The sequence below is a fragment of the Paraburkholderia sp. A1RI_3L genome (genome assembly GCF_048957895.1).
Lineage (GTDB): Bacteria > Pseudomonadota > Gammaproteobacteria > Burkholderiales > Burkholderiaceae > Paraburkholderia > Paraburkholderia kururiensis.
Map to the genome: position 1 here is coordinate 1 of NZ_JARCHA010000007.1, position 21,657 is coordinate 21,657.

19 protein-coding genes are annotated in these 21,657 nt (G+C 66.0%); 14 read left to right on the plus strand and 5 right to left on the minus strand.

Features of this window, described 5'->3' with window-relative positions; translation table 11 throughout:
- A partial coding sequence (locus PXJ20_RS19150; RefSeq protein WP_277598624.1) for a substrate-binding domain-containing protein occupies positions 1-1,315 on the minus strand: 1,315 nt, incomplete at its 3' end.
- Between the two features lie 758 nt (positions 1,316-2,073).
- Here PXJ20_RS19150 and gspD point away from each other — a divergent pair.
- Together gspD and gspF are read left to right on the plus strand one after the other, a co-directional pair.
- Positions 2,074-4,449, plus strand: a complete 2,376-nt coding sequence (gspD, locus tag PXJ20_RS19155) for a type II secretion system secretin GspD (RefSeq protein ID WP_421031901.1) — start codon at positions 2,074-2,076, stop codon at positions 4,447-4,449.
- Complete coding sequence (gene gspF / locus PXJ20_RS19160; RefSeq protein WP_199541036.1) at positions 4,449-5,666, plus strand: type II secretion system inner membrane protein GspF; 1,218 nt, start codon at positions 4,449-4,451, stop codon at positions 5,664-5,666. The genes gspD and gspF overlap by 1 nt, the downstream gene beginning before the upstream one ends.
- Positions 5,667-5,709: 43 nt before the next feature.
- Here the strand turns inward: gspF and PXJ20_RS19165 are convergent, their stop codons facing one another.
- The gene (locus PXJ20_RS19165; protein WP_421031902.1) at positions 5,710-6,144 is read right to left on the minus strand and encodes a hypothetical protein; all 435 of its coding nucleotides are present in this window, start codon (positions 6,142-6,144) and stop codon (positions 5,710-5,712) included.
- 140 nt (positions 6,145-6,284) lie between these two features.
- Here PXJ20_RS19165 and gspG point away from each other — a divergent pair, with 140 nt between their 5' ends.
- The 8 genes from gspG (at position 6,285) to PXJ20_RS19205 (ending at position 12,720) form a co-directional block, all read left to right on the plus strand.
- Entirely contained in the window at positions 6,285-6,758 is a 474-nt protein-coding gene (gene gspG / locus PXJ20_RS19170) for a type II secretion system major pseudopilin GspG (protein ID WP_421032643.1), read from the plus strand.
- A gap of 142 nt (positions 6,759-6,900) precedes the next feature.
- Complete coding sequence (locus tag PXJ20_RS19175) at positions 6,901-7,371, plus strand: GspH/FimT family pseudopilin (RefSeq protein ID WP_421031903.1); 471 nt, start codon at positions 6,901-6,903, stop codon at positions 7,369-7,371.
- A gap of 43 nt (positions 7,372-7,414) precedes the next feature.
- Positions 7,415-9,076, plus strand: coding sequence for a type II secretion system protein GspL (gene gspL, locus PXJ20_RS19180; protein ID WP_421031904.1), 1,662 nt, complete (start codon positions 7,415-7,417; stop codon positions 9,074-9,076).
- Positions 9,031-9,552 carry a type II secretion system protein GspM gene (gene gspM, locus PXJ20_RS19185; protein ID WP_421031905.1) on the plus strand — a complete coding sequence of 174 codons (522 nt, stop codon included), beginning with the start codon at positions 9,031-9,033 and terminating at the stop codon, positions 9,550-9,552. Before gspL ends, gspM begins: the two co-directional genes overlap by 46 nt.
- A gap of 286 nt (positions 9,553-9,838) precedes the next feature.
- Positions 9,839-10,585, plus strand: coding sequence for a secretin and TonB N-terminal domain-containing protein (locus tag PXJ20_RS19190; protein ID WP_421031906.1), 747 nt, complete (start codon positions 9,839-9,841; stop codon positions 10,583-10,585).
- 6 nt (positions 10,586-10,591) lie between these two features.
- On the plus strand, positions 10,592-11,140 hold the full coding sequence (locus PXJ20_RS19195; protein WP_017775097.1) for an RNA polymerase sigma factor: 549 nt from the start codon (positions 10,592-10,594) through the stop codon (positions 11,138-11,140).
- 11 nt (positions 11,141-11,151) lie between these two features.
- On the plus strand, positions 11,152-12,162 hold the full coding sequence (locus tag PXJ20_RS19200) for a FecR family protein (protein ID WP_421031907.1): 1,011 nt from the start codon (positions 11,152-11,154) through the stop codon (positions 12,160-12,162).
- Between the two features lie 306 nt (positions 12,163-12,468).
- Positions 12,469-12,720: a FecR/PupR family sigma factor regulator gene (locus tag PXJ20_RS19205; protein WP_421031908.1), complete on the plus strand. Its 252-nt coding sequence runs from the start codon at positions 12,469-12,471 to the stop codon at positions 12,718-12,720.
- Positions 12,721-12,953: 233 nt separating this feature from the next.
- Here PXJ20_RS19205 and PXJ20_RS19210 read toward each other — a convergent pair whose 3' ends face one another.
- Positions 12,954-13,802 (minus strand): hypothetical protein, encoded by an 849-nt coding sequence (locus tag PXJ20_RS19210; protein WP_421031909.1) that lies wholly within the window; start codon positions 13,800-13,802, stop codon positions 12,954-12,956.
- A 95-nt stretch (positions 13,803-13,897) separates the two neighbouring features.
- On the opposite strand from PXJ20_RS19210, the gene PXJ20_RS19215 reads away from it, so the two are divergent.
- Positions 13,898-15,634 (plus strand): type II toxin-antitoxin system Phd/YefM family antitoxin, encoded by a 1,737-nt coding sequence (locus tag PXJ20_RS19215; protein ID WP_421031910.1) that lies wholly within the window; start codon positions 13,898-13,900, stop codon positions 15,632-15,634.
- Positions 15,635-15,657: 23 nt separating this feature from the next.
- Here PXJ20_RS19215 and gspK read toward each other — a convergent pair whose 3' ends face one another.
- Together gspK and PXJ20_RS19225 are read right to left on the minus strand one after the other, a co-directional pair.
- Complete coding sequence (gene gspK, locus PXJ20_RS19220) at positions 15,658-16,659, minus strand: type II secretion system minor pseudopilin GspK (protein ID WP_421031911.1); 1,002 nt, start codon at positions 16,657-16,659, stop codon at positions 15,658-15,660.
- Positions 16,660-16,691: 32 nt separating this feature from the next.
- Positions 16,692-17,243 (minus strand): hypothetical protein, encoded by a 552-nt coding sequence (locus tag PXJ20_RS19225; protein WP_421031912.1) that lies wholly within the window; start codon positions 17,241-17,243, stop codon positions 16,692-16,694.
- Positions 17,244-17,856: 613 nt separating this feature from the next.
- Between PXJ20_RS19225 and PXJ20_RS19230 the strand changes: the two genes are divergently transcribed.
- From PXJ20_RS19230 to PXJ20_RS19240, 3 genes are all read left to right on the plus strand, one after another.
- Complete coding sequence (locus tag PXJ20_RS19230) at positions 17,857-19,005, plus strand: TIGR03032 family protein (RefSeq protein ID WP_421031913.1); 1,149 nt, start codon at positions 17,857-17,859, stop codon at positions 19,003-19,005.
- A 165-nt stretch (positions 19,006-19,170) separates the two neighbouring features.
- Positions 19,171-19,776, plus strand: a complete 606-nt coding sequence (gene cysC, locus PXJ20_RS19235) for an adenylyl-sulfate kinase (protein WP_421031914.1) — start codon at positions 19,171-19,173, stop codon at positions 19,774-19,776.
- A gap of 193 nt (positions 19,777-19,969) precedes the next feature.
- Positions 19,970-21,625, plus strand: a complete 1,656-nt coding sequence (locus PXJ20_RS19240; protein WP_421032644.1) for a ShlB/FhaC/HecB family hemolysin secretion/activation protein — start codon at positions 19,970-19,972, stop codon at positions 21,623-21,625.
- The last annotated feature ends 32 nt before the right edge of the window (positions 21,626-21,657 follow it).

Sequence of the window (21,657 nt, forward strand, 5' to 3'; positions counted from 1 at the left end):
AGCGGCCCTTGCCGCTGCACACCGTCGAGTTGCCGATGTTCAGGTTGTTGCGATTAGCCGTCAGGAAGTCGCCGACGATCGCGCTCTGGAAGCCCGACGGTACCGTATCGAAGCCGTTGCCATGAACGACCGAGGCGAACGTAGCGTTCGTGTAGTGGTCGTTCAGGTAGTCCGTGACAGCCTTCGTCACGTTGGCATCCGCATAGCACTGGCTCAGGATGATCTGGCTCGTGCCCGAAACGGGATAACCCGAAGCGGGGTTGGCCAGGGCCGTGTAGTTGGCGCCGGAAACGGGCACCCACTGGGTCGGATCAGCGGCTGCAGTGCCGGTCGGGGCTGCGATGCTACCCAGCGCCGTCGTTGCGTTGGCGGCCGTCGGCGCGTAGTACGTGCTGTTCCGCGCGTTGAACAGGCTCGCCACCTGCAGCGCCGGCGAAGCCGACGAGCTGGACGGAGCGAGGAACGTGTTCGTGTAGTCCGGGCTGATGTAAGCCACGGCGGCGGGCGAACCCGACGAGCTTTGGATGGTCAGCAGCGCGGAACGCACGCCGCCGCTACCCGTGGCGGAGACGAAGTTCGACGGCACACCGCTCGGGAAGGCCGAGGTGTTGGCGAACGTGAGCGAATCGACGAACGTGACGCCGCTCGCCGTGTTGGCGGTCGTGCAAACCGCGGCCAGGTGGCGCGTCAGCAGTTCGGTCGTGCCGCTGCCGTCAGCACGGTAGACCACCTTGATCGGCGAGTTCAGGCTGTACGTGGCGCTCGTTTCGGGGTTCGTCACCTGGTTCCAGTTCGTGAGCTTGCCCGAGAAGATGCCGCACAGGTCGTCGTCGTTCAGCGCAATGCTGTGTGCCTGGCTCGGCGTGGTTTGCGGCGTCGTCGTGCTGGTCACGGCCGGCGCGTTGATGAGGGGGATTGCAATCGGCGTGACGATGTACGGAATCTGGATCAGCGGGCCGCTGGCCGTGCCGACCGTGCTGCTCTTATAGTTCGTGACTTGCGCCGTGGAGAGGGCCGCGTCGCTGTTGGCGAAGTCCACCGTGCCCGTCACGGTGGAGCCGAAGAACGACGGTGCGTTGCTCAGGAACCCGTTCTGGCCGGCGCCCGAGCCGACGGAGTAGTACGTGAACGTGGCTTCGCTGGTGCCGAAGAGGCCGATTTCCGTATTGGCCTGGCTGACGCTGCCGATGGTCGGGGCCACGAGCGACGAGCCGCCGCCTTGCACGAGCGGGCCGGCGGCCATAGCGGCCGTGGCGCCCACGCTGGAGAGAACGAGTGCCAGGACCTGGCAGATCTTGCGCTTGCTGGATTTCATGAGATTTCCTTGAACGAAGATAAAGGGAATGCCTGTTGCCTGATGACGAGACGAGTACCGCTTGATTGCCACATTGCGGCGACCGGTGTCCGGTGTGAACCGCCGAATTACTCTAGGTGAAATCTGGAAAGAATTTGTGAAACTTTTATAGCGAATGGTACGGACCATTTTTGAAAATGGGCTGTCACCCATATGGGATTTGGCAAGAGCGATTGAGCGCCGCCGCAGCAAGCGGAAAACAAGCCGAAGACAGGCAACAAAAACCCGAGAAAGAAAACCCGCAACCGCCCGAGCAGCAAGCGAGGCGTACCCGTGCCCGCAACGGCAAAGCCCCTACCGCCCTTCCACGTCAATTTGATGGCAGATGCTACGGACCATTTCTGTCACGTCTTGAAAAGCCTCGCCGTTCCACGATTCGCCATTTATAAAAAAGCGAATTTCGGCGCAAAAAATTAAACCACGCAATGCGGCCTGAATATAAAACGTCGAAACGTCTATATGACAGAAGCGAAAATCGAATCCGCCGAAAACGATTTAATGAAATCCACTCAACCCCTGCAAAAAATGTTGCCCACCATTCGTCATAATTCTGATCCACTTCGCTGCTTAGTCTTTGCCGGGCGAATCCGTCCGGCATGAGGCGCGCCGGGGACCCGACGAACAGACGAGGCCATGCGGGGTGTGCTGTGGAGTATCGATGCACGCGGCAGACGCGTTCGTCGCCGCCCGCCTGTTGCTCCGGCATCGAACCCAGCTCTATGACAAGCACACGCTCACGCTTCGGTCGCTTCGGTTGTTCCCCCGCAGGCTTCGCGATTCTGTTGACCGGTCTGGTCGCGGCGCGGTTTGCCTTCGCGCAGGTCAGCCTCAACTTTTCGAATGCGGACGTGGCACAGGTGGCCAAGGCCATCGGCGCCGCCACCGATACGACGATCATTGTGGACCCGCGCGTGAAAGGGCAGCTCAATCTCGTTTCGGACAACCCCGTCAGCAAGGAGCGCGCGCTCAAGACGCTCGAGGCCGCGCTGCGCATGCAGGGCTTCGCGCTCGTGCGCGACCACGGCATTCTGAAGGTGGTGCCCGAGGCCGATGCGAAGCTGCAAGGCACGCCCACCTACGTCGGCAACACGCCGCGCGCGAGTGGCGACCACGTCATTACGCAGGTGTTCCGCCTGCGCAACGAATCCGCGACGAATCTGCTGCCCGTGCTCAAACCGCTCGTGAGTCCCAACAACGTGATTGCGGCCTACGCGAACGACAACACGCTCGTCGTCACGGACTACGCCGACAACGTGCGCCGCATCGCAGAGATCATCTCGGGCATCGACGCAAGCACGTCGCAGCGCGTGGCCGTGGTGCCGCTCAATCACGAAAGCGCCATGGATCTCGCGCCCGTCGTGCAGAAGATGCTGGACCCGAGCACGACGGGCAACGCCGATGCCACGCTCAAGGTGTCGGTGAGCGCGGACCCGCGCCTCAACGCATTGCTGCTGCGCGCCACCGACCCCGGCCGCGTCGCCGACGCCAAAGCCCTCATCGCGCAGCTCGACGCGCCCACGCGCGTGCCCGGCAACATGCACGTGGTGCGCCTGCAAAACGCGAGCGCCGTGGACCTCGCGAAGGTGCTGCGCGGCATGCTGGGTCTCGCCGTCGATACGGGCAGCGGTTCGCTGGGCACCTCTTCAGCGAAAAGCTTCAGCGAAAGCAACGGCGGCATGTCGGGCAAGAGCGGCGGCACGGGCACGGGCACGAACGCGTCCACGGGCACCGCGGGCCTGCCGCCACTGCCGGGCACGACCGACAGCGCATCGGGCTCGACCAGCGGCGACACGGCCGCAGCGCGTGGCGGCCTGATCGCGGGCGCGATGGGCGGCGGCGCGGAGTCCGCCGCGAACGGCATGATCCAGGCCGACGCCGCCACGAACTCGCTCGTCATCACGGCGCCCGAGCCGGTCTATCAGAACATCCGCAACGTGATCGACCAGCTCGACGTGCGCCGCGCCCAGGTCTATCTGGAAGCGATGATCGTGGAGATGAGCGCGACGTCCGCCGCGAATCTGGGCGTGCAGTGGCAGGGCGCCATCCAGTCGGGCAACGGCAACAACGCGCTGTACGGCAGCACGAATTTCGGCACGTCGACGAGCCAGAGCATCGTGGACCTCACGGCGCAAGGGCAGACGCTTGGCCAGAATCTTTCCACCGCGACGGCCACCACGCTGCTCAACAACGGCATCAACATCGGCCTGCTGCACAAGTTCGGCAACTTCTTCGGGCTCGGCGCGCTCGTGCAGGCGCTGGCGACCGTGAGCAACGCGTCGATTCTCTCGTCGCCCAATCTCATCACGCTCGACAACGAGGAAGCGCGCATCGTCGTGGGCTCCAACGTGCCGGTGCAAACGGGTTCGTATTCCACGGCCACCGCGGTTTCGAGCACGGGCGTCAACGCGTTCAACACGTTCGACCGGCAGGACGTGGGCATCGTGCTGCACGTGCGCCCGCAGATCACGAAGGGCGGCGTCATCAAGCTGCAGATCTATTCTGAGGACTCGTCGGTGGACCCGACCTCGGTGAACAACCCCGGCGGCGTGACCATCATCAAGCGGTCGGTGCAGTCGACGGTGCTCACCGACGACGGCGAGATCATCGTGCTGGGCGGGCTCATTCAGGACAATTACTCGGACGGCAACAACAAGGTGCCGTTCCTCGGCGACCTGCCGCTGATCGGTTCGCTCTTTCGCGCGGAGAACAAGAACCGCACGAAGACCAACGTGATGGTGTTTCTGCGGCCCGTGATCCTGCACGACGGCGAAACCACCGCGAGCATTTCGGGCAGCCGCTACGACCAGTTGCAACAACAGATGAGCGACTACCGCTCGGACAACCGCATCGAACGCGACCGCGATAGCCCCGCGCTGCCGCCGCGTCCGCCGGGCCCCGAACAAGGCGTGGCGCCGGCCGAGGGCCTCTTCGATTTGCAGCGGATGAAGCGGCCGTCTGCGAGTGGCGATGGTGGCTCCGCTCCCGCTGCGGACAGCGTGACCGGTGCAACGGCAGCAGCAGGTGCCTCGGGTGCCTCGGGTGCAACAGGCGCTTCCGGTACCGCAAGTGCTTCAGCTACAACAGGAGCCCCATGATGTCTGCGTTCCGCTACGAAGCAATCAACCCCACGGGCAAGACCTTGCGAGGCGTGCTGGAAGCCGATAGCGCGAAGGCCGGGCGCAGCCAGTTGCGCGCGCAGGGTTTGACGCCGCTCGTCGTCGAACTGGCCGCATCGCGACTGCACGGCGAGCGCAACCAGCGGCTCGCGCTCGGCAAGAAGCTTTCGCAGCGCGAGCAGGCCATCGTCACGCGACAGCTTGCGAGCCTGTTGATTGCGGGCCTGCCGCTCGACGAATCGCTTTCGGTGCTGAGCGACCAGGCCGAGCGCGACTACGTGCGCGAACTGATGGCCTCCATTCGCGCGGAAGTGGTGGGCGGCCATTCGTTTGCGAACGCACTCTCGCAGCATCCGCGCGATTTTCCCGACATCTATCGCGCGCTCGTGGCGGCCGGCGAGCATACGGGCAAGCTCGGCGTGGTGCTCTCGCGGCTCGCGGACTACATCGAGCAGAGCAACGCGCTGCGGCAGAAAATTCTGCTGGCGTTCACATACCCCGCAGTCGTCACGGTGATTGCGTTCGGCATCGTCACGTTTCTGTTGAGCTACGTGGTGCCGCAGGTGGCCAACGTGTTCACGAGCACCAAACAGCAATTGCCGTTTCTCACGGTCGCGATGCTCGCGCTCTCGGGTTTCGTGCGGCACTGGTGGTGGGCTGCACTCGGTGGGCTCTTCGCGGCGGGGTGGCTCACGCGCAAGGTGCTTGCTCTGCCGGGCCCGCGGCTCGCGTTCGACCAATGGCTGTTGACGGCGCCGCTCGCGGGCCGGCTTGTGCGCGGCTACAACACCGTGCGCTTCGCGAGCACGCTCGGCATTCTCTCGGCGGCCGGCGTGCCGATTCTGCGTGCGTTGCAGGCCGCGGGCGAAACGCTGAGCAACCGTGCGATGTTCGGCAAGGTGGAAGACGCCATCGTGCGCGTGCGCGAAGGCTCGTCGCTCTCGCGTGCGCTCGGTAATACGAAGACGTTTCCGCCCGTGCTCGTGCATCTGATCCGCTCGGGCGAGGCAACCGGCGACGTCACGACGATGCTCGACCGCGCGTCTGAAGGCGAGTCGCGGGAACTGGAGCGCCGCACGATGTTCCTCACGAGCTTGCTCGAACCGCTGCTGATTCTCGCGATGGGCGGCGTGGTGCTCGTGATCGTGCTCGCCGTGATGATGCCGATCATCGAACTCAACAACATGGTGCAGTGATGAACGGTGCGCCTGCCGCCTGTATCTGTGGCGGCGCTCAAGCTCAGCGCACGAACGCGCTCGGGCTCTGCGCGTCGGGCAGCCTGATTTCGCGCTGCAAGCCGTTGCTTTCCACCACGATGGAATGCGCGCGTACTTCAGCGAGTTTCGCGGCGTGGCCGACTGTACCGCCCAGACGCACGACACGCGCCGCCTCGCCGCCCTGGCTCACGATGGCGGCGGCATGGTGTGCGTCGAACGAGAGGATGCCGAGCAACTGGAGGGTGTTGTGCGCGTCGGCGTCGGGCGAGGCACCGAAGAGCGTCGTGCCCGCGGATACGTCGAGCGGCGCGGGGGGAGGCGTGATGGCCGGTGCGGCTGCTGCCGGCGCGCTGAATACGCGTACCCACCAGAGCACCACGGCGATAAACAGCGCAGCCGCTACGGCCGTGGCGAGCATGGGCGCAACGGCGAGGCGAGTCAGGGGAAGGCGAATCATGGTGGAAGTCCCGGGCGGCAAGAAGGAAACCGAAGAAGCGAACGAGCGATTGAGCGGCGCGTGCACGAAACGCAGCACATGCCGACATTTTTTGACGCGAGGGTGAAGAGATGATGACGCGACCCGCAATGACTCATTCAATGCATGCGTGCACACCGCGTTCAGCGCGGCGGTACCAAAGCGGCCAAGGCAACCCGCGCAGCCAGCGCGGCTTCACCCTTATCGAAATCATGGTGGTGATCGCGATTCTCGGCATTCTCGCCGCGCTGATCGTGCCGAAGATCATGAGCCGCCCCGACGAGGCGCGGCGCGTGGCGGCGAAGCAGGACATCGGCACCGTGATGCAGGCGCTCAATCTGTATCGGCTCGACAACGGGCGGTATCCGTCGCAGGACCAGGGGCTGCGCGCGCTCGTGGAAAAGCCCTCGGTAGACCCCGTGCCCAACAACTGGAAAGACGGCGGCTACCTGGAGCGCCTGCCCAACGACCCGTGGGGCAACGCGTATCAATATCTGAATCCCGGCGTGCACGGCGCAATCGACGTGTTCAGCTATGGCGCCGACGGCAAGGCAGGCGGAGAGAACAACGATGCGGACATTGGTTCGTGGCAGTGAAGGCAGAGAGGGCAGTGAGCGCGCGGGCGCTGGCATGCGCGGCTGCGGTGGCGCGATAAACGCGCTGCCGTTCGTGCACGATGGCCGCTTGCCGCACGACGGCCGCATGGCGTCCACGCGCGCACGGCCAGGCATGCACCGCATGAGCACGAAGCAACGTGCCGCAGGCTTCACGCTGCTCGAAATGCTCGTGGTGATGCTGATCGTCGGGCTGCTCGTGGCCGTGGTAACGCTCGCGCCCTCCAGAAACCGGCGCACCGATCTCGCCGAAGAAGCACAGCGCGTGGCGAGCCTGCTCGAATCCGCAGGCGACGAAGCGCAGGTGCGTTCCACACCGATCGCGTGGCAACCCGTAAATGGCGGCTATCGCTTCTATCAGCGCGCGGAAAACGGCGTCTGGCAACCCATGACCGACGACCTGTTCCGCGCGCATCGCTGGGGCGCGAGCGTGACAGGCGTGTCCATCCGCTATACGGGCGGCGCCGCGCTTTCGCGCGTGGTGCTGGGCGCGGAGAGCATCGACGTGCCTGTCACGATTGCGCTCTCGTCCGGGTCGGTGCAATGGCTCGTGGTGGGTACGGGCATCGGCAACTTCGTGGTGCGGGCACCGTGAGCGGGCGCGCACGCGTGCAGTCAGGCATTGCACGAGGCGTGCGATGACGAGTCTCGTCGTGCTGCTGCCGTCCATCCACGCTATCGACGCGAAGCCGCTCGATATGCAGGCGTGGCACCGCGTGCGGGTGCGCTACGCGTTGTTCGATCGCCGCGAGCAGATCGTTCGCGCGGACGCGTGTTTGCCCGATGCGTTGCCGAAGGCGCAAACCGCCGTGCTGATTTTCTCGGCGCGCGACACGCTGTTGCTCGAAGCAAGCCTGCCGCCTGTCGCCGGGCCGAAGCTGCGCAAGCTGCTGCCCAACGTGGTGGAAGAATTTTTGATCGACGACGCGCAGCGCAGCCATATCGCCGTTGCGCCCGCGCAGAAGGGCGAGGCAAACCGCGCGCTTGCGGTGGTGGATCGCGAGCGGTTCGGGGCGGTGGTTCGCTGGTTCGCGGCGATGGGGTATGGACGGGTGCGGGCGGTGCCGCTGGTCCACTGCCTGCCTGCGCCGGCAGACGGACCGCAGGACGAGGCGGCCGAGGAGGCCGAAGCGACGCGCGAGCCGGGACTCGCACCCAAAGACGAGGGCACACCGGAGGTATCGCCACTCGCGAGCCAGACGGAAGCACGCGATGCCAGGCGCCATGCAGGCGTGTTGATCGTGCGACGTGCGTCGGTCGAGCGAGGCGACCAGGTCACGCAGATCGGGGCTGAGGCCGAAGCTCAAGTAGCGGCGCAGGCCATCGTCGCTCAGCACGCGACACAGGCACACGCCACGTACGCGGCATATGCCAACGGCCACGCGGATATCGACACCGAACCGCTCCACGACGCGGGCGCCCCTTCCGCGGAGCAAGTGGACCACGTCGAACTCGCGATTCGCCAGGGGCGCACCGGCTTTGGCATGGACGTGCGCGCCGACCGTCTCCACACGACGATTGCAGAACTCGCGCGGCGAGGCACGCTGCAAGTCTGGGCGTTGACTGCCTCGGGCACGGCAGACGCCGCGAACGTGCCGCAAGCGCATGACACAGGCACGCCAGACAACTCGCACAGCGCAGCGCAAACGAACGCCGGTCATCACGGCGATCCGGCGAACTCGTCGCGAACCGCGGCGCACACCGCTTTCCCACTCGCCGCACAAAGCTTTGCCTGGGACCATCTCGCGCGCAATGCGCTCGCGTGCCCGTTCGACCTGTGCCAGTTCGAATTCGCGAACGCGGGTCGCGGGCAGGCAGGTGATCGAGGCGCACTGCGCCCATGGTGGCCCGCTATCGCGCTTGTCGCGGCATCGCTCGTGGTTTCGATTGCGGCCATTAACGTTCAGTGGCTGCAACTGCGGCACCGGCAAGACGCATTGAACGCGCGGATGACCGCGCTCGTGAAAACCGCGTTCCCCGGCATCACGCTGATTCTCGATCCGTCCACGCAGATGCAGATCGAACTCAAACGGCTGCGCAGCGCCGCAGGCGAACTGCGCGCCGACGACTACCTGGTGCTGGCCGCCGCGCTCTCTCGCGCGCTTGCCCCCATTTCGTCGAGCGCCATCGCCACGCTCGACTACAGCGACGGCGCGCTTGCCGTCACGTTCAAGCCGGACACGACGATCGATAGTGACGGCCTGCGCCGGCGTCTGCTCGCACAAGGCGTCGCCACGAAGGAAGACAACGGCAAATGGATGCTCGGCTCGCTCAACTCCACGCCGCGCGTGCCGCGCTGAGCGGATGGTTCGAGGCCCGCGCGCCGCGCGAGCGCCTGCTGCTCGCGGTGGGCGGCACGGTGCTGCTCGTCGCCTTCGTCTACACCGTGCTGTGGGAGCCCGCATACGAGGGGCGCGCGCGCATCGCGGCCAGCCTGCCGCGGCTCGATGCCCAACTCGCCGACATGCAGGGGCAAACGGACGAAGCACGGCGTCTGCGTGCCGCAGCGGCTGTGCGTGCGCCGCAAGGCAACGCGTTGCGCGACGCACTGGCGGCATCGCTCGCGCAAGCGGGCATGGAGCAGGCGCGCGTGGTGGCGACGGGCGGCAGCGTGCAGATCGATGCAGAAGCGGTGCCCTTCGCCGCCTGGATGGCCTGGCTCGACCAGGTGCGCCGCGAGCAGCGCGTGCGCGTCGTCAACGCGCATGCGAGTGCGCACGCGCGTGCGGGCCTCGCAACGGTTTCGGCCACGCTGCAACCCGCGGCGCAGCAGTAAAGGACGACGCCGCTCAAAAAAGCGGCTTGCCGCAGGCGTGCCTCGTCACCAACGCGGCTCGTCACCAATGCGGCCCTTCACTAACGCGCCTCGTCACCAACGCGCCTCGTCACCAACGCACGCGCTGCTTCATCGTCCCCAGGCCCCACGCTCTCACCTTCGCCCCACGTCACCGGACTGTCACAGTCTTTACCTATCGTATGACGTTCGCATTTTTCCGGCGGGCGCCATTCGTTCGGGGCAGGCGCCATCTGCCGGGCGCATCCTCTTTTCCGGCCATTGACTCATGAGACGTTCATGGACGCCCACCGGTGTCCTGGCGCTGATCGCATGCCTGATGTTTGCCGCTTTCACGGCGCGTTGCGCCGAGGCGCAGCAGGCAGGACGAGACAGTCGAGCGGCGGGTGCAGTCCGTTTCGATCTGCCCGCGCAGCCGCTGTCCCAGGCCTTGCAAGCGTTTGCGCACGTCACGGATCTGGTCGTACTGGCGCCCGCGCCGTTGCTGGAAGGTCGCACGAGTAGCGCCTTGAGCGGAGACTACGCGCCGCGCGATGCGCTCGAGCACTTACTGGCCGGCACCGGATTGCGTGCGGAATTCACGGGGCCGGACGAGGCGATCATCGTGGCACAGCCGGAAGGGGCGGCCTCGACGCCGCCAGCCGCTGCAGGCAGCGAGCCGGCCAGTGCCGCGCCGCCGACGGACGGCATGAGCGGCAACGACGAACAACGCGCCTACGCAGCCACGCTGCAGGCGCGCATGACTGACGCGCTGTGCGCGCAGCCCGCGACCGTGCCGGGCAGTTACCGGCTGGTGGCGCAACTGCGTATCGACGACAAGGGGACGGTAGTGGCGGTCAACCTGGTGGCATCGAGCGGCCTCGCCTCGCGCGACGCGGCCATCGTGCGCGCACTGCGGCGGATGAGGCTCGATTCGGCGCCGCCCGCGGGCGTGCCCGAACCCGTCACGATCCTGTTGCGGCCGGTCGGCAACGGCGTGCACTTTCGCTGCCCGCAGCCGGACGAACGGAACTAGTCCGCCATGGCCGACAGCACCCGCTCCCAGTTGAGGAAGCTTCTGGCCTCGCGCTACGCGTATCTGGTGAGGCGTCTCGAGCGCGTGACGGGATCGAAGGACGGGGCCACCGACGCCCTGCACGAAACGTGGCTGCGTCTGGAAAACGCGAACGTCACGACGCAGGTGGCCAACGCGGACGCCTACATTCTCGGCATGGCCAACAACGTCGCCATCGACCAGCATCGGCGCGAGCGCCGGCATCTGCACGACGACGACGTCGAAACCCTGATGGACGTGCCCGACGAACTCGCGGACCCCGCGCGCATCGTCGAAGCGCGGCGCAAGGTGGAAGCCCTCAAGGACGTGCTGCGCGGCCTCACGCCGCGGCGCCGCGCCATTCTGATCGCGGCGCGCGTGGACGGCCTGCTGAACCGCGAGATCGCGGAGCAGTTCGGCATTTCGCTGCGGCTCGTGGAAAGCGAGTTGAGCGCGGCCCTGAAGTATTGCCTGCAGCGTGTCCAGGAGGCGGGCGACGCCTACCCCGGTTCGCGCAGCGGGCCCCGTAAATTTTGAGCCTCATTGCAATGACCAAAGCTGAAGCCGATTCCGTCAACCTCGCGCAGGAAGAAGCGCGCGCGTGGCTGCTGCGCCTGCGTTCGGGGCACGCAGGCCCGGCCGATGCCGCGGCGTTCGGCGAGTGGTGCGCCGACCATCCGCAGACGGCTCAGCTGTTGCGCGAAACGTGGAGTTCGTTGCGCACGGCGGCAGCGGAGATCGCGCAGGAAGAGCGGGCGTCGGGCCGGTCGTGGGCCGGCGTGGCGCAGCGCGAGCGTGCCGTGCGGACCGGCCGGCGCGCCTTCGTCGGGTTCGCGGTGGCGGCGGGCGCGTCGTGGCTCGCGCTGCGTCCGCCCATGCAGTTGTGGCCGTCTCTGGGCGACATGGCCGCGGACTACTACACGGGCACGGGCGAGCAGCGCCGCATCGCGCTCTCGGACCGTGTGAGCGTCGAACTGAATACGCAGACGCGGCTCGACGTGCTGCCCACGCGCGTGGCCGCGCGCGGCGTGGAACTGGTGGACGGCGAAGCCGAATTCGACGCGGCTGCGCCTGCCGCAGGCCGCGTCGCGCCCATCCAGCCGGTGACTGTTGTGGCGGGCAAGGGCCGCATGCAGGCCCAGGTGGCGCGTTTCAACGTGCGCCGCACGGGCGCCGAGGTGTGCGTGACCTGCGTATCGGGCTGGCTCGTGCTCGACCATCCCGTGCAGCGGGCGCGCGGCGACCTCACGCTGCGCGCAGGCGAGCAGATCATTTACGACGACCGCCACGTGCGGCCCGTCACGCGCACTGATGCAGCGGCCGTCACCGCGTGGCGCCGCGGCGTGCTGGTGTTCAACGGCGTGCCGCTTGCCGAGGTGATCGACGAGATCAACCGCTACCGGCCCGGCAAGGTCGTGCTGCGCAACGCGGCGCTGGGCCAGAACCGCATTCAGGCGCAATTCCCCATTACGCGGCTCGACGACGTGCTCGACATGATGGGCCGCCTGTACGGCGCGCGCGTGATGCGGCTGCCGGGCAATATCGTGCTGCTGAGCTGAACGCAACCGGCGTGCGCTGCGGTACGAACGTGTGCCGCGTAGCCGCGTGCACTTCGCGCTTTGCGGGTTACACCCCGCTCCATCCGACCTGATCTATGAGGGCCTCTGGAAAGCGGCCCGGCCACGTCGCAGTTGCGGGCGGGTAGCCGGGCGGCCTGCGCACGTCCTGCGCATGTCTTGCGTGTGCCGCGGGCGCTGGACGGTGCGCCAGGGCCTGGTGCGGTTTCGCATGACGGAGGAAGACAAGGGCACTAGGGGCGCTCGCCACGCGCGAGCGGGTTCATCTCAGCGTGAGCGGTGGCGGACATGAAAGCATCGCAACTGCATGACTCTTCTCGCCACATGCACGCGGCTTCTGCGCAGATTCGCGACGGGGCCGTGCGCTGGGTGCTCTGGTTACGCTCGCGCGACGCGCATGAGGCCGACCGCGAAGCGTTCCGGCGCTGGCGCACGCAGAGCGACGACCACGCGCGCGCGGCGCGCGACATCATCTGGCTCTGGAAGATGCTCGGCATGTTGGGCCGCGACGCCGCGGACTGGGCGTCGCCCATTCACTGACCCGCGCTTCACTAAGCGGCTATTTGCAGCGTCGTTGTGCAGCGAGCCGCATGTAGCGGCCGCCCGCGCGGGCTGAGGCGTCACTTCGCCCCTTCGCCCCTTCCCCGTTTGCTGCACTTGCTGTGCTTGCCGCGGTCATCGCCCATGCGCGTGCCCGCGTGCATTCGAACGTTCGTCTGCGGGTTAGCGCGGCTCGCTTCGACCTAGTTTATGTAAGCGATGCCGCGTGCGCTTCAGGTGGACGCCGGGCCGTCTGAGGCGTTGGCGCGAGCGGCGGACCAGGCCGCGTCGAGCGGGTCGTCGGCGGAGCGATACGGTTCGAGCAGAAAGGGAAAACGTTCGGCGAACGGTGCGGATTCTTGCAAGGAGACGATATGGTTGATCATCCATTGCAGCAGATCGCTTCCCTGCCGGATCTGGGCCGAGCTCCAGGCCGGCATCGTCGAAAACAGGGCGGCAAAGCCGCTCCAGCGCGAAGGCCGGTCGCTGGCAGCGGGCCGGATGTAGGTGTTCAGGCACACGTCGGTGCTTTCGTTGAGCGCGCCGACGAAGAGGCCATTCGGCGTGGGCACGCCCACCTGCTGCCACTTTTGCGCGAGCGCGAGCGCACGAACCACGCGCGCGAGCACGAAAGCCGTGTCCGTTTCGCTTCCGATATCCGCTACCGACATCACGCCATTGCGCTGCATGCAGCGCGCCACCGCGTGAGGCCGGATCGTGTTCGACGCGAAGCTGCGCAGCACGAGATCGGGCACGGCGAGGTCGAGCTGGAATTCGCGCAGCCCGTGCTCCGCGCTCATGGTGGAGAAATTCAGGAAGAGGCCTTCGCGTTCACCCACGGTGCCCACGTAGGGTTCGAGTCCGAGCCGCATGAGCTTCGGCGCGATCTGGCGTTCGAGCAGCCGCATCAGATTGCGGCGATTGCGCGTGCCGCTGAATTGATCGATGGCGCGCGTGATGACGTCGGCAATTTCCCCGCGTCGTTCTTCGGCGAAGAGGCGTGGGGAGCGGTTCAAATCGAACTTCGCGCGGCCATGCGCGACACGTGGATCGACAAACATGCCGGGTTCTCGCGGATCCATGGCAGGCGGCGTGCTGCGCCTGCGGAGCAGGCAGGATAGCACGCGTGCTTTTTTAAGTCGGGTGCGGCGCAAGGCAACCTGGCGCGCAGCCGTGCATGCAGGCAGTGACGAAACAGGGGCGAGGGGAAGACGTGATACGCACGATCATGGAACGCTTTGTCGAGCAGAGCCCGATGGCCGTCATGACGAGGCTGGTGTTGCAGGCCGCGGTGCACGGGGAGTGGATGAGCGACGCGGCCCGACGCGGCGCTGCGGCGCTGCATGAGCCGACACATGAGCCTATGCACGAGCCCATGCACGAGCAGACGCGCGAGATGCTGTTCTCGCTCGCGGTGAAAGCGATGACGTCCATTCCTGCGCCGCATGGGCAGGCCGGTGCGGCCGCGAGTTTCGGCGCGGCACTTACGGCCTTGCACGACAGCGTGAGCCGGCTTCGCAGCGACTGGGGCCGCACGCTTGTGAAGGACTGCGCCGAGCTGCTCGCGCCGGCCGCTTCGCCGCGGCGGCGCGAACGCCCTGCAACCGTAGCGGGTTTTCGCGTGCGCGTGCTCGATAGCACGCTGGTCTCGCCCGCCGTGGCGTGCATGGCGCCTGCGGGCGCGTGCGGACGCGCCACCGTGAATGCCGTCGACACCAGCAACACCGCAGCGGCACCGCGCGCGTTGCCCGTCTACGATCCCGACCTCGCGATGGTGGTGGATCTCCTGCCGTACGAACGCGGCTTCGTGCACGAGCGGGGACTGGCCGCGAAGCTCCTGGAATCGGTTCGCGCGGGCGAGCTATGGATCATGGACGGCCGCTTCGGCGCCAATGCCGTGCTGGCCGGCTGGCCGCGCGGCGGCAGCGCGTTCGTCGTGCGCGAACATGCCTGCATGCCGGTGCCGTGTAGCGAAATCGAGCCGGCTCGCGCAGTGGCATTGATCGACGGCGACGCGGTGCACGAGCAGCGCGTGAGTCTTTCCGATGGCTGCGGGGCCTCGCTCGTATTTCGGCGCATCGAATGGCGGCGTCACGAGGCGCGCGACGGTGCGCAAACCTCTGTCGTCGTGCTGACCAACGTGCCCGCGGCGCAACTGGACGCGGCACGCGTGATCGAATTGTCGTGCCGGCCGTGGAGCGAGACGTTGCCGCTGCCGCTCGATGCCATCTTCGATGGCGGTACGCTCGCCGCGGTGCCGCCGCGTGCGGCGCTGCTGGCGGCAGGCATTGCCGCGCTTGCCTGGAACGCCCTCAGCGCGATGCTGGCCGCCGTGAGCGGCGCGCTCGAGCTCGACGAACGCGATGTGAGCCGTCTGCCTGCGTATATCGCGGCGGGCGTGGAGGCCACCTACGCGGGCATGATGATCGCGTTGCCGCCCGAAGGCTGGGGCCGCTACGATCAGCTCACCGCGACGGAGCTGGGCGAGATCGTGCGTCACCTCGCCATTCACGTGGACCCGCGCAGCGAGCGCAGAAAACGCCGCGAAAACAAGGTCTCCGCGCGCGCCCAGGCGAGGCTGCGCAACGCGACGCTCGATAGCCTCCTGCGCGACGAGGCCGACTTCGACGTGGCCGGGCCGCTGAAGCTGCGCACCATCGCCATGGCCACGCGCGACTTCAGCAGCAACCCGTCGAAGGCGCTGCGCGATGCCGGCGAAGCGCTCGTGATGGTGACCAAATACAACCGGCCCATCGCGCTGCTCGTCTCGATCGAAGACTGGAACCGCCTCGTCGGCGAAGTGCGCGAGACGAGTCTTGACCGGCTTTCGCTCGGTTATGCGTCGGCGTTGGCGCCGGGCTTGGCGAATCTGCCACCCGCGGCGGTTGCGGTGGGCGAGCCTTCGTTGAACTGATCCGCAGGCGTGAGGCAAGCGCGCTACGCCGCGACGCGGTGCACCCAGATCACCGCGGTCCACGAGAAGTTACCCACGCCGTAGCGCGCAATCAGCGTGTCGATGCGTGCATTGATACGCGCCGAGTGAATCCGGCAATGCACGATGAAATAGCCGCTGTTCACGCCGACCATCGCGCCGTCGGGCAGCGCGGTACTGCCCGATGTGGGCGCGAGCGTTTCCGCGATGTCGCCCGTGCTCACGAAGTACGCGGTGCCGCGGCGCTCCACGAGCCGATGCGCCTGGCTGCGCGAGAGCGTGGGAATGGCCGCCACCAGCACCGGTTCGCTCGCGGTGTTCACGTTCACGCTGGTGAGGTCGGGCAGTACGGTGAGAAAGGGCGCGAGGGCCTGGATGGTCTTGTCGTCGTAGCCGGGAATGCGCGTGAGATCGTCGACGGAAACCACTTGCAGCGGCCACTCCGCCGAGCCGTTCGACTCGCTCAGCGAACGCACGAGGTACGCGGCCGTCTGCTGCGCGAGCGCGGAATTGAGTCCGAGTTCGCCCAGCAACCGACGGTAGGCGAGTACGCCCTCCGCATTGGGCTGCCACGGTTGCCCCGGCGCCGCGCGTGCGACGAGGTTCATCACGTTGAACTTCGCCTGCGCATCTTCCACGTTGCCCGAAATGGAGGCGTGCGCAAGCTCGCTATTGAGCGTGGCGGCTTCGGGCGGCAGGAAATCGCCCAGTTGCACGTCGCTTACCGGTGCGGACCACGACTGCCCCAGGTACGTCACGTTCGACGTCGCGCTCTGCGCGCGCAACACGGTACGCGCCCATTCCACAGCGGCACGCTCCGACCACAGGGTTTGCGCAGTGAGACGCTGGTTCTCGACGTCGCGCGTGGCCACCTGTTCGCGCCACAGCACGCTTGCCGCGAGCGTGGCTGCAAGCGCGACGACGAGCAGCACTGTGATGATCGCGATGCCGCGTTCGCGGCGCGGACGCTTCAATCGTGCTGCGCGATGGTCGGCGTCGAAGTCCATGTGCAGGTGCCCACGGTGGTGAAGGGAGCGCGTCAGGCTTCGAACGCGAGCCACGCGTGAACGATGCTCGCATGCGCGGATGACGATATGCCGAACGCCGTCGCAAGACACGCTGCGGGAAGCACGAGCGCGTTGGGCCGGCTGCCGAGTGCCGTTTCGGCGAGCGGACGAAGTAATGCATCGATGGCCCCGGTGGTCCACAGCGCCGCGACAAACAGCGCGCAGCACGTCGCCATGCTCACCAGAAAGAAGCGCAGCGCGACGGCGCGGCGGCTCGTGAACGGCGCGCGATGATGCTGCTGGTTCACCTCGATGATGGCGATGCCGCTCGCAATGGGCACGATCGCCATGGTCGCGGCCCAGAAGAGCGGCTGATCGCTGTGCGGATTAATGACAAGCAGAATGCCGATGGCCCAGAACGGCGGCGCAAGCAACGTGAGCGCGACCCACGAAAGCGACTGCCACGCGAGCCACGGCGTGCGCCAGCGCAGCGGCAGCCGCGGGTCGTCGTGCGAAAGCGACCCGGCAAGTGGGGCGCGCGCATGAACCGAGGTGGCGAAGGCGCCCGTGAACCTCGCCAGCAAGCAACGCAAAAGCCAACGCAAAAGCCAACGCAAAAGCCCCGTGGTGATCGACATGAACGTTCTTGCCCTTCTGCTTTTCCCTGTATTGGATAAGACGTAGCAAAGCGGGCTATGCCGCAGCTTATTGAGGCTGCGTCTTTATGCGTAATAGCGTAGACGTCATATGGTTGTCATTTGCGGCGTTGGTTTTGAACGCCGTTTCCCAGAGTGTGATTTCTTCCATGTCCGCTGCCGGAGTGCGTCCGGCACCGTAATTCAAGGCTCGTTGGCGGCCTCCACGTCGCTCCGAATTATTCGGGTAGCTGTCACAAAAACTTACGATGGAAAGACGACGATTGATTTCTTCAGCACAGGCGCCAAAGCGATTCGCACAAAAAAATATGCGGTATTGAGTCGCCCAATGCGTCCAGGAAGATAAGAGCCACGGCTTGCCATTCGGTGCGCAGCTATTCAAGGCGAAAGCGGATTGCCCGCCATTCGCCAAAAAGGTTTGCGCGCAACCGGACCGGGCGTGGATACCGTAGACCAGGCGGTGCGGGCCATCCGCTGCCGCGAATGCGGGTAGCGGCCTCGTTCGTGAGGCGCGCCGCGGGGCATAAGAGGCGCGAAAAGCGTGGAACAGATCGAAGAAGGCCAGGGCGTCGATAGGCCGGCACGGGGAACCGATGACGCGGCTGCCGGCGGCAGTGTCGACGAACCGTTCATCAACCTGCGCGACACCGGTCGGTTTCTCGACGTGCTCGCGTCGCTCAAATGCTCGCTTGCGCTGAGCCGCCGTCCGTCCGGCGTCGCGCTGCTCGGCGTGGAAAACGGCGTGCCCACGCTTTCTGCTTGCCTGCTGCCGCGCTCCATGGGCATGACCGTGAGCGGCAACCGCCTCGCGGTGGCCACCATCCACGAGTTGATGATCTTCGCAAACGTGTCGAACCTGGCGCCGCTCTACCCGGGTCGCCCCGGCCATTACGACGCCGTGTTCGTGCCGCGCGTTTCGTACTACACCGGCGACCTCGATCTGCACGACATGGTGTTCGACAAACACATCGTGCTTGCCGTGAACACGCGCTACTCGTGCATCTGCGTGATAGACGGCTACTTCAATTTCACGCCGATCTGGCAGCCGCCGTTCGTCACTGACTTCGGCCCCGACGATCGCTGTCACCTCAACGGCATGGCATTTCACGAAGGCAAGGTGCGTTACGCGACGGCGCTCGGCGAAACCAACACGCCGTTCGGCTGGCGCAAGCAGATGGCAACAGGCGGCGTCGTGATGGAGGTGCCGTCGGGCCGCATCGTCGCGTCCGGACTTTCCATGCCGCATTCGCCGCGCCTGATCGGCGGCCGGCTCTTCGTGCTGGAAGGCGGGCGTGGGCACGTGCTGGAAATCGACCCGGCCAGCGGCGCGAAGCGCGTGATCGCCACGCTGCCGGGTTTCACACATGGCCTCGCCGAATACGGCGGCGTGCTGTTCGTCGGGCTTTCGCGGCTGCGCGACAAGCGCGGCTCGCAGGGGCTGCCTATCGAGGGCGAATCTGCTGCGCTCGTGGCGGGCGTTGCGGCGCTCGATGCCCGCACGGGCGAAGTGCTGGGCACGCTGCAATTCGAAAACGGCGTGGACGAAGTGTTCGACGTGCAGGTGATGCCCAACATCCTGCGCGGCGAAATTCTGGGCCCGCGGCAATGGGCCGAAACGCCTTCCATCGCGACGATGAAAGGCGGCTTCTGGCAGCAGCGTCCGCGCGAAGAAGACGAGCCGCCAACTTGACATACGGTGGGCGGCGCGCAGGTGGTTCGATGCCATGCGATGCGTTGCGACACAAAAAATATGCGGGATACGTGCGGGCGTTTCGTCATTGTCCTTAGAGACCGATTCTGGTGAGACCGCTGGTCGAATGTGAGCGGACGCAAAACGCGCGAGGCGAAGGTCACGATGCAAACGACAGGGTGGGATGAAGGCGAAGTGAGCGGCGGCGTGCTGTGGATGACGGGCCTGCCCGGCGCGGGCAAGTCCACGCTTGCGCAGGCGCTGCATCGTGAGTTGCGCGGGCTGGGCGTGCGGTCGGTCGTGCTGGATGGCGACCATCTGCGCGGCGGCTTGAATCGCGATCTCGGTTTTTCATGCCGGGACCGCTTCGAGAACGTGCGGCGCGTGGCCGAAGTCGCAGCGCTCTTTGCCGATGCAGGGTTGATCGCGATCGTCGCGCTGGTATCGCCGCTTGCCGCGATGCGGACGCAGGCGCGAGCGCTTGTGGGGCAGTGCTTTCGCGAGGTGTATGTGAACGCGCCGCTCGAAGTCTGCGAGGCGCGCGACCCGAAGGGGCTGTACAGGAAGGCGCGGGCCGGGCACCTGCCGGAGTTCACAGGCGTATCCGCACCGTATGAAGCGCCAGGGGAAGCGGAACTGACGTTGGACACGGCAAACGCTCCACTCGCTGTGTGCGTGAGCGATCTGTTGCAGTACACGTTGGCAGAGTTTTCGGACGCCGCCGCAACGCAGCCTGACCTGCGGCGTTATCTGAGTCTGGCAAGCCGATAGAAGAAACCTGCTGAATCGTGTCCCGTGCTTCGGCCATGAAGATAAGGGTTACTAAACAAGTATCACGAATCTGAAACATTGCTGTGTTAGCTGGCGAGCGCAGACCGAAGGAATCGCCGGACACACAGCGGTCCAGTTTGACAAAGGGGAATGGCGCATGCCGCCAACAGTAGACGGGGAACGACTGGAACGGATGTGGCACGGCGGGCGACACCGCCTGGCGGGTGTCGCGCTGGTAAGCGGCTTGAGTCTCGGCTCGGCGGCACGCGCGGCCGATGCCACGCCACAGGCGCTGCAGGCAACTCTGCCAGCAACGCAGCCAGCAACGCAACCAGCAGCGCAGCCGGCCACGACCGCACCGCAGACCTTCGACGTGAACGAGTTCATTGTGCGCGGAAACACCACACTGTCGAGCCTCGATATCGAGAAGGCCGTGTACCCGTTCGAAGGGCCGGGGCGCACGCTGGCGGACGTCAATGGCGCGCGCGAGTCGCTGCAGAAGGTCTATCAGGACAAGGGCTATCAGTCCGTCGTGGTGGAGTTGCCGCAGCAGCAGGTGAAGAACGGCGTGATCGTGCTGCAGGTGGTGGAGGCGAAGGTGGGGCGCCTGCGCGTGGAAGGTGCGCAATACAACTCGCCGCAGAACATTCGCGACGCCGTGCCCGCACTCGCGGAAGGCACCGTGCCCGACTTCAACCAGGCCCAGCAGCAACTGGCGGACCTTAACCGTTCGCAGGACCGCCAGGTGATTCCGGTGCTCAAGCCCGGCGCGCTGCCGCAGACACTGGATGTGGACCTGAAGGTGGACGACCACAGCCCGCTGCACGGCACGTTCGAACTCAACAACGACAACAGCCCCGGCACCTCGCTGCTGCGCACGAGCGCGACGCTCAGCTACTCGAATCTCTGGCAGCTTGGGCACGTGATTTCGGGCACGTATCTACTGGCGCCCCAGCATCCCGACGACGCGCGCGTCTACTCGTTCTCGTACCTCGCGCCGTTCCGGGACTCGCACTGGAGCCTGCTGGCCACCGTGCTGCATTCGGACAGCAACGTGGCGTCCGTGGGCGGCACGAACGTACTCGGCAAGGGCACCACGTTCGGTCTCACCGCGATCTACACGCTGCCTTCCACGGACACCTACGCACAGTCCGCGAGCGTGGAGATAGACCGCAAGCACTACGACGAGAACGTGAGCCTGGCAGGCCAGGGCGCGTCGAGCGCGCCGCTCACGTATGTGCCGGTCACGTTCTCGTACAACGGCCAGCTTGCGCTGAAGCAGTCGCAAACGGCGTTCTCCGCCTCGCTCACCACGAACATTCGCGGCGTGGGCAGCGACTGGAACGCATGGGACAACAAGCGTTACAACGCGACGCCCGACTTCGTCTACGGCAAGTTCGACGTCAATCACACGCAGCGTTTTGCCAACGACATGCAGGCCAACGCGCACGTCAGCGCGCAACTCTCGAACTCGCCGCTCGTGTCGAGCGAGCAGTTCGCGGCAGGCGGCATGAACAGCGTGCGCGGCTACATGCAGGCGGAAGACACGGCGGACAGCGGCGTGATCGGTTCGCTCGAATTGCGCAGCCCTTCGCTTGCGAAGTACCTGGGCAGCAACGTCAACGAGTGGCGTTTCCACGCGTTCGTCGATGCCGCGCACCTCTGGCTGTTGAGCCCGCTACCCGAGCAGACCTCGAGCTTCAACCTGCTCAGCGTCGGCTTCGGCACGCGCGTGCAGATCTTCAAGTATGCGAGCGCGGATTTCGAGGCCGGCTGGCCGCTGAAGGCGGGCGTCTATACGCGGCAGTACAGCCCGCGCTTCGATTTCTACGTGCGGGTGGGGTTCTGATGAACGCGGCCCGCATGCACCACCTTGACCGG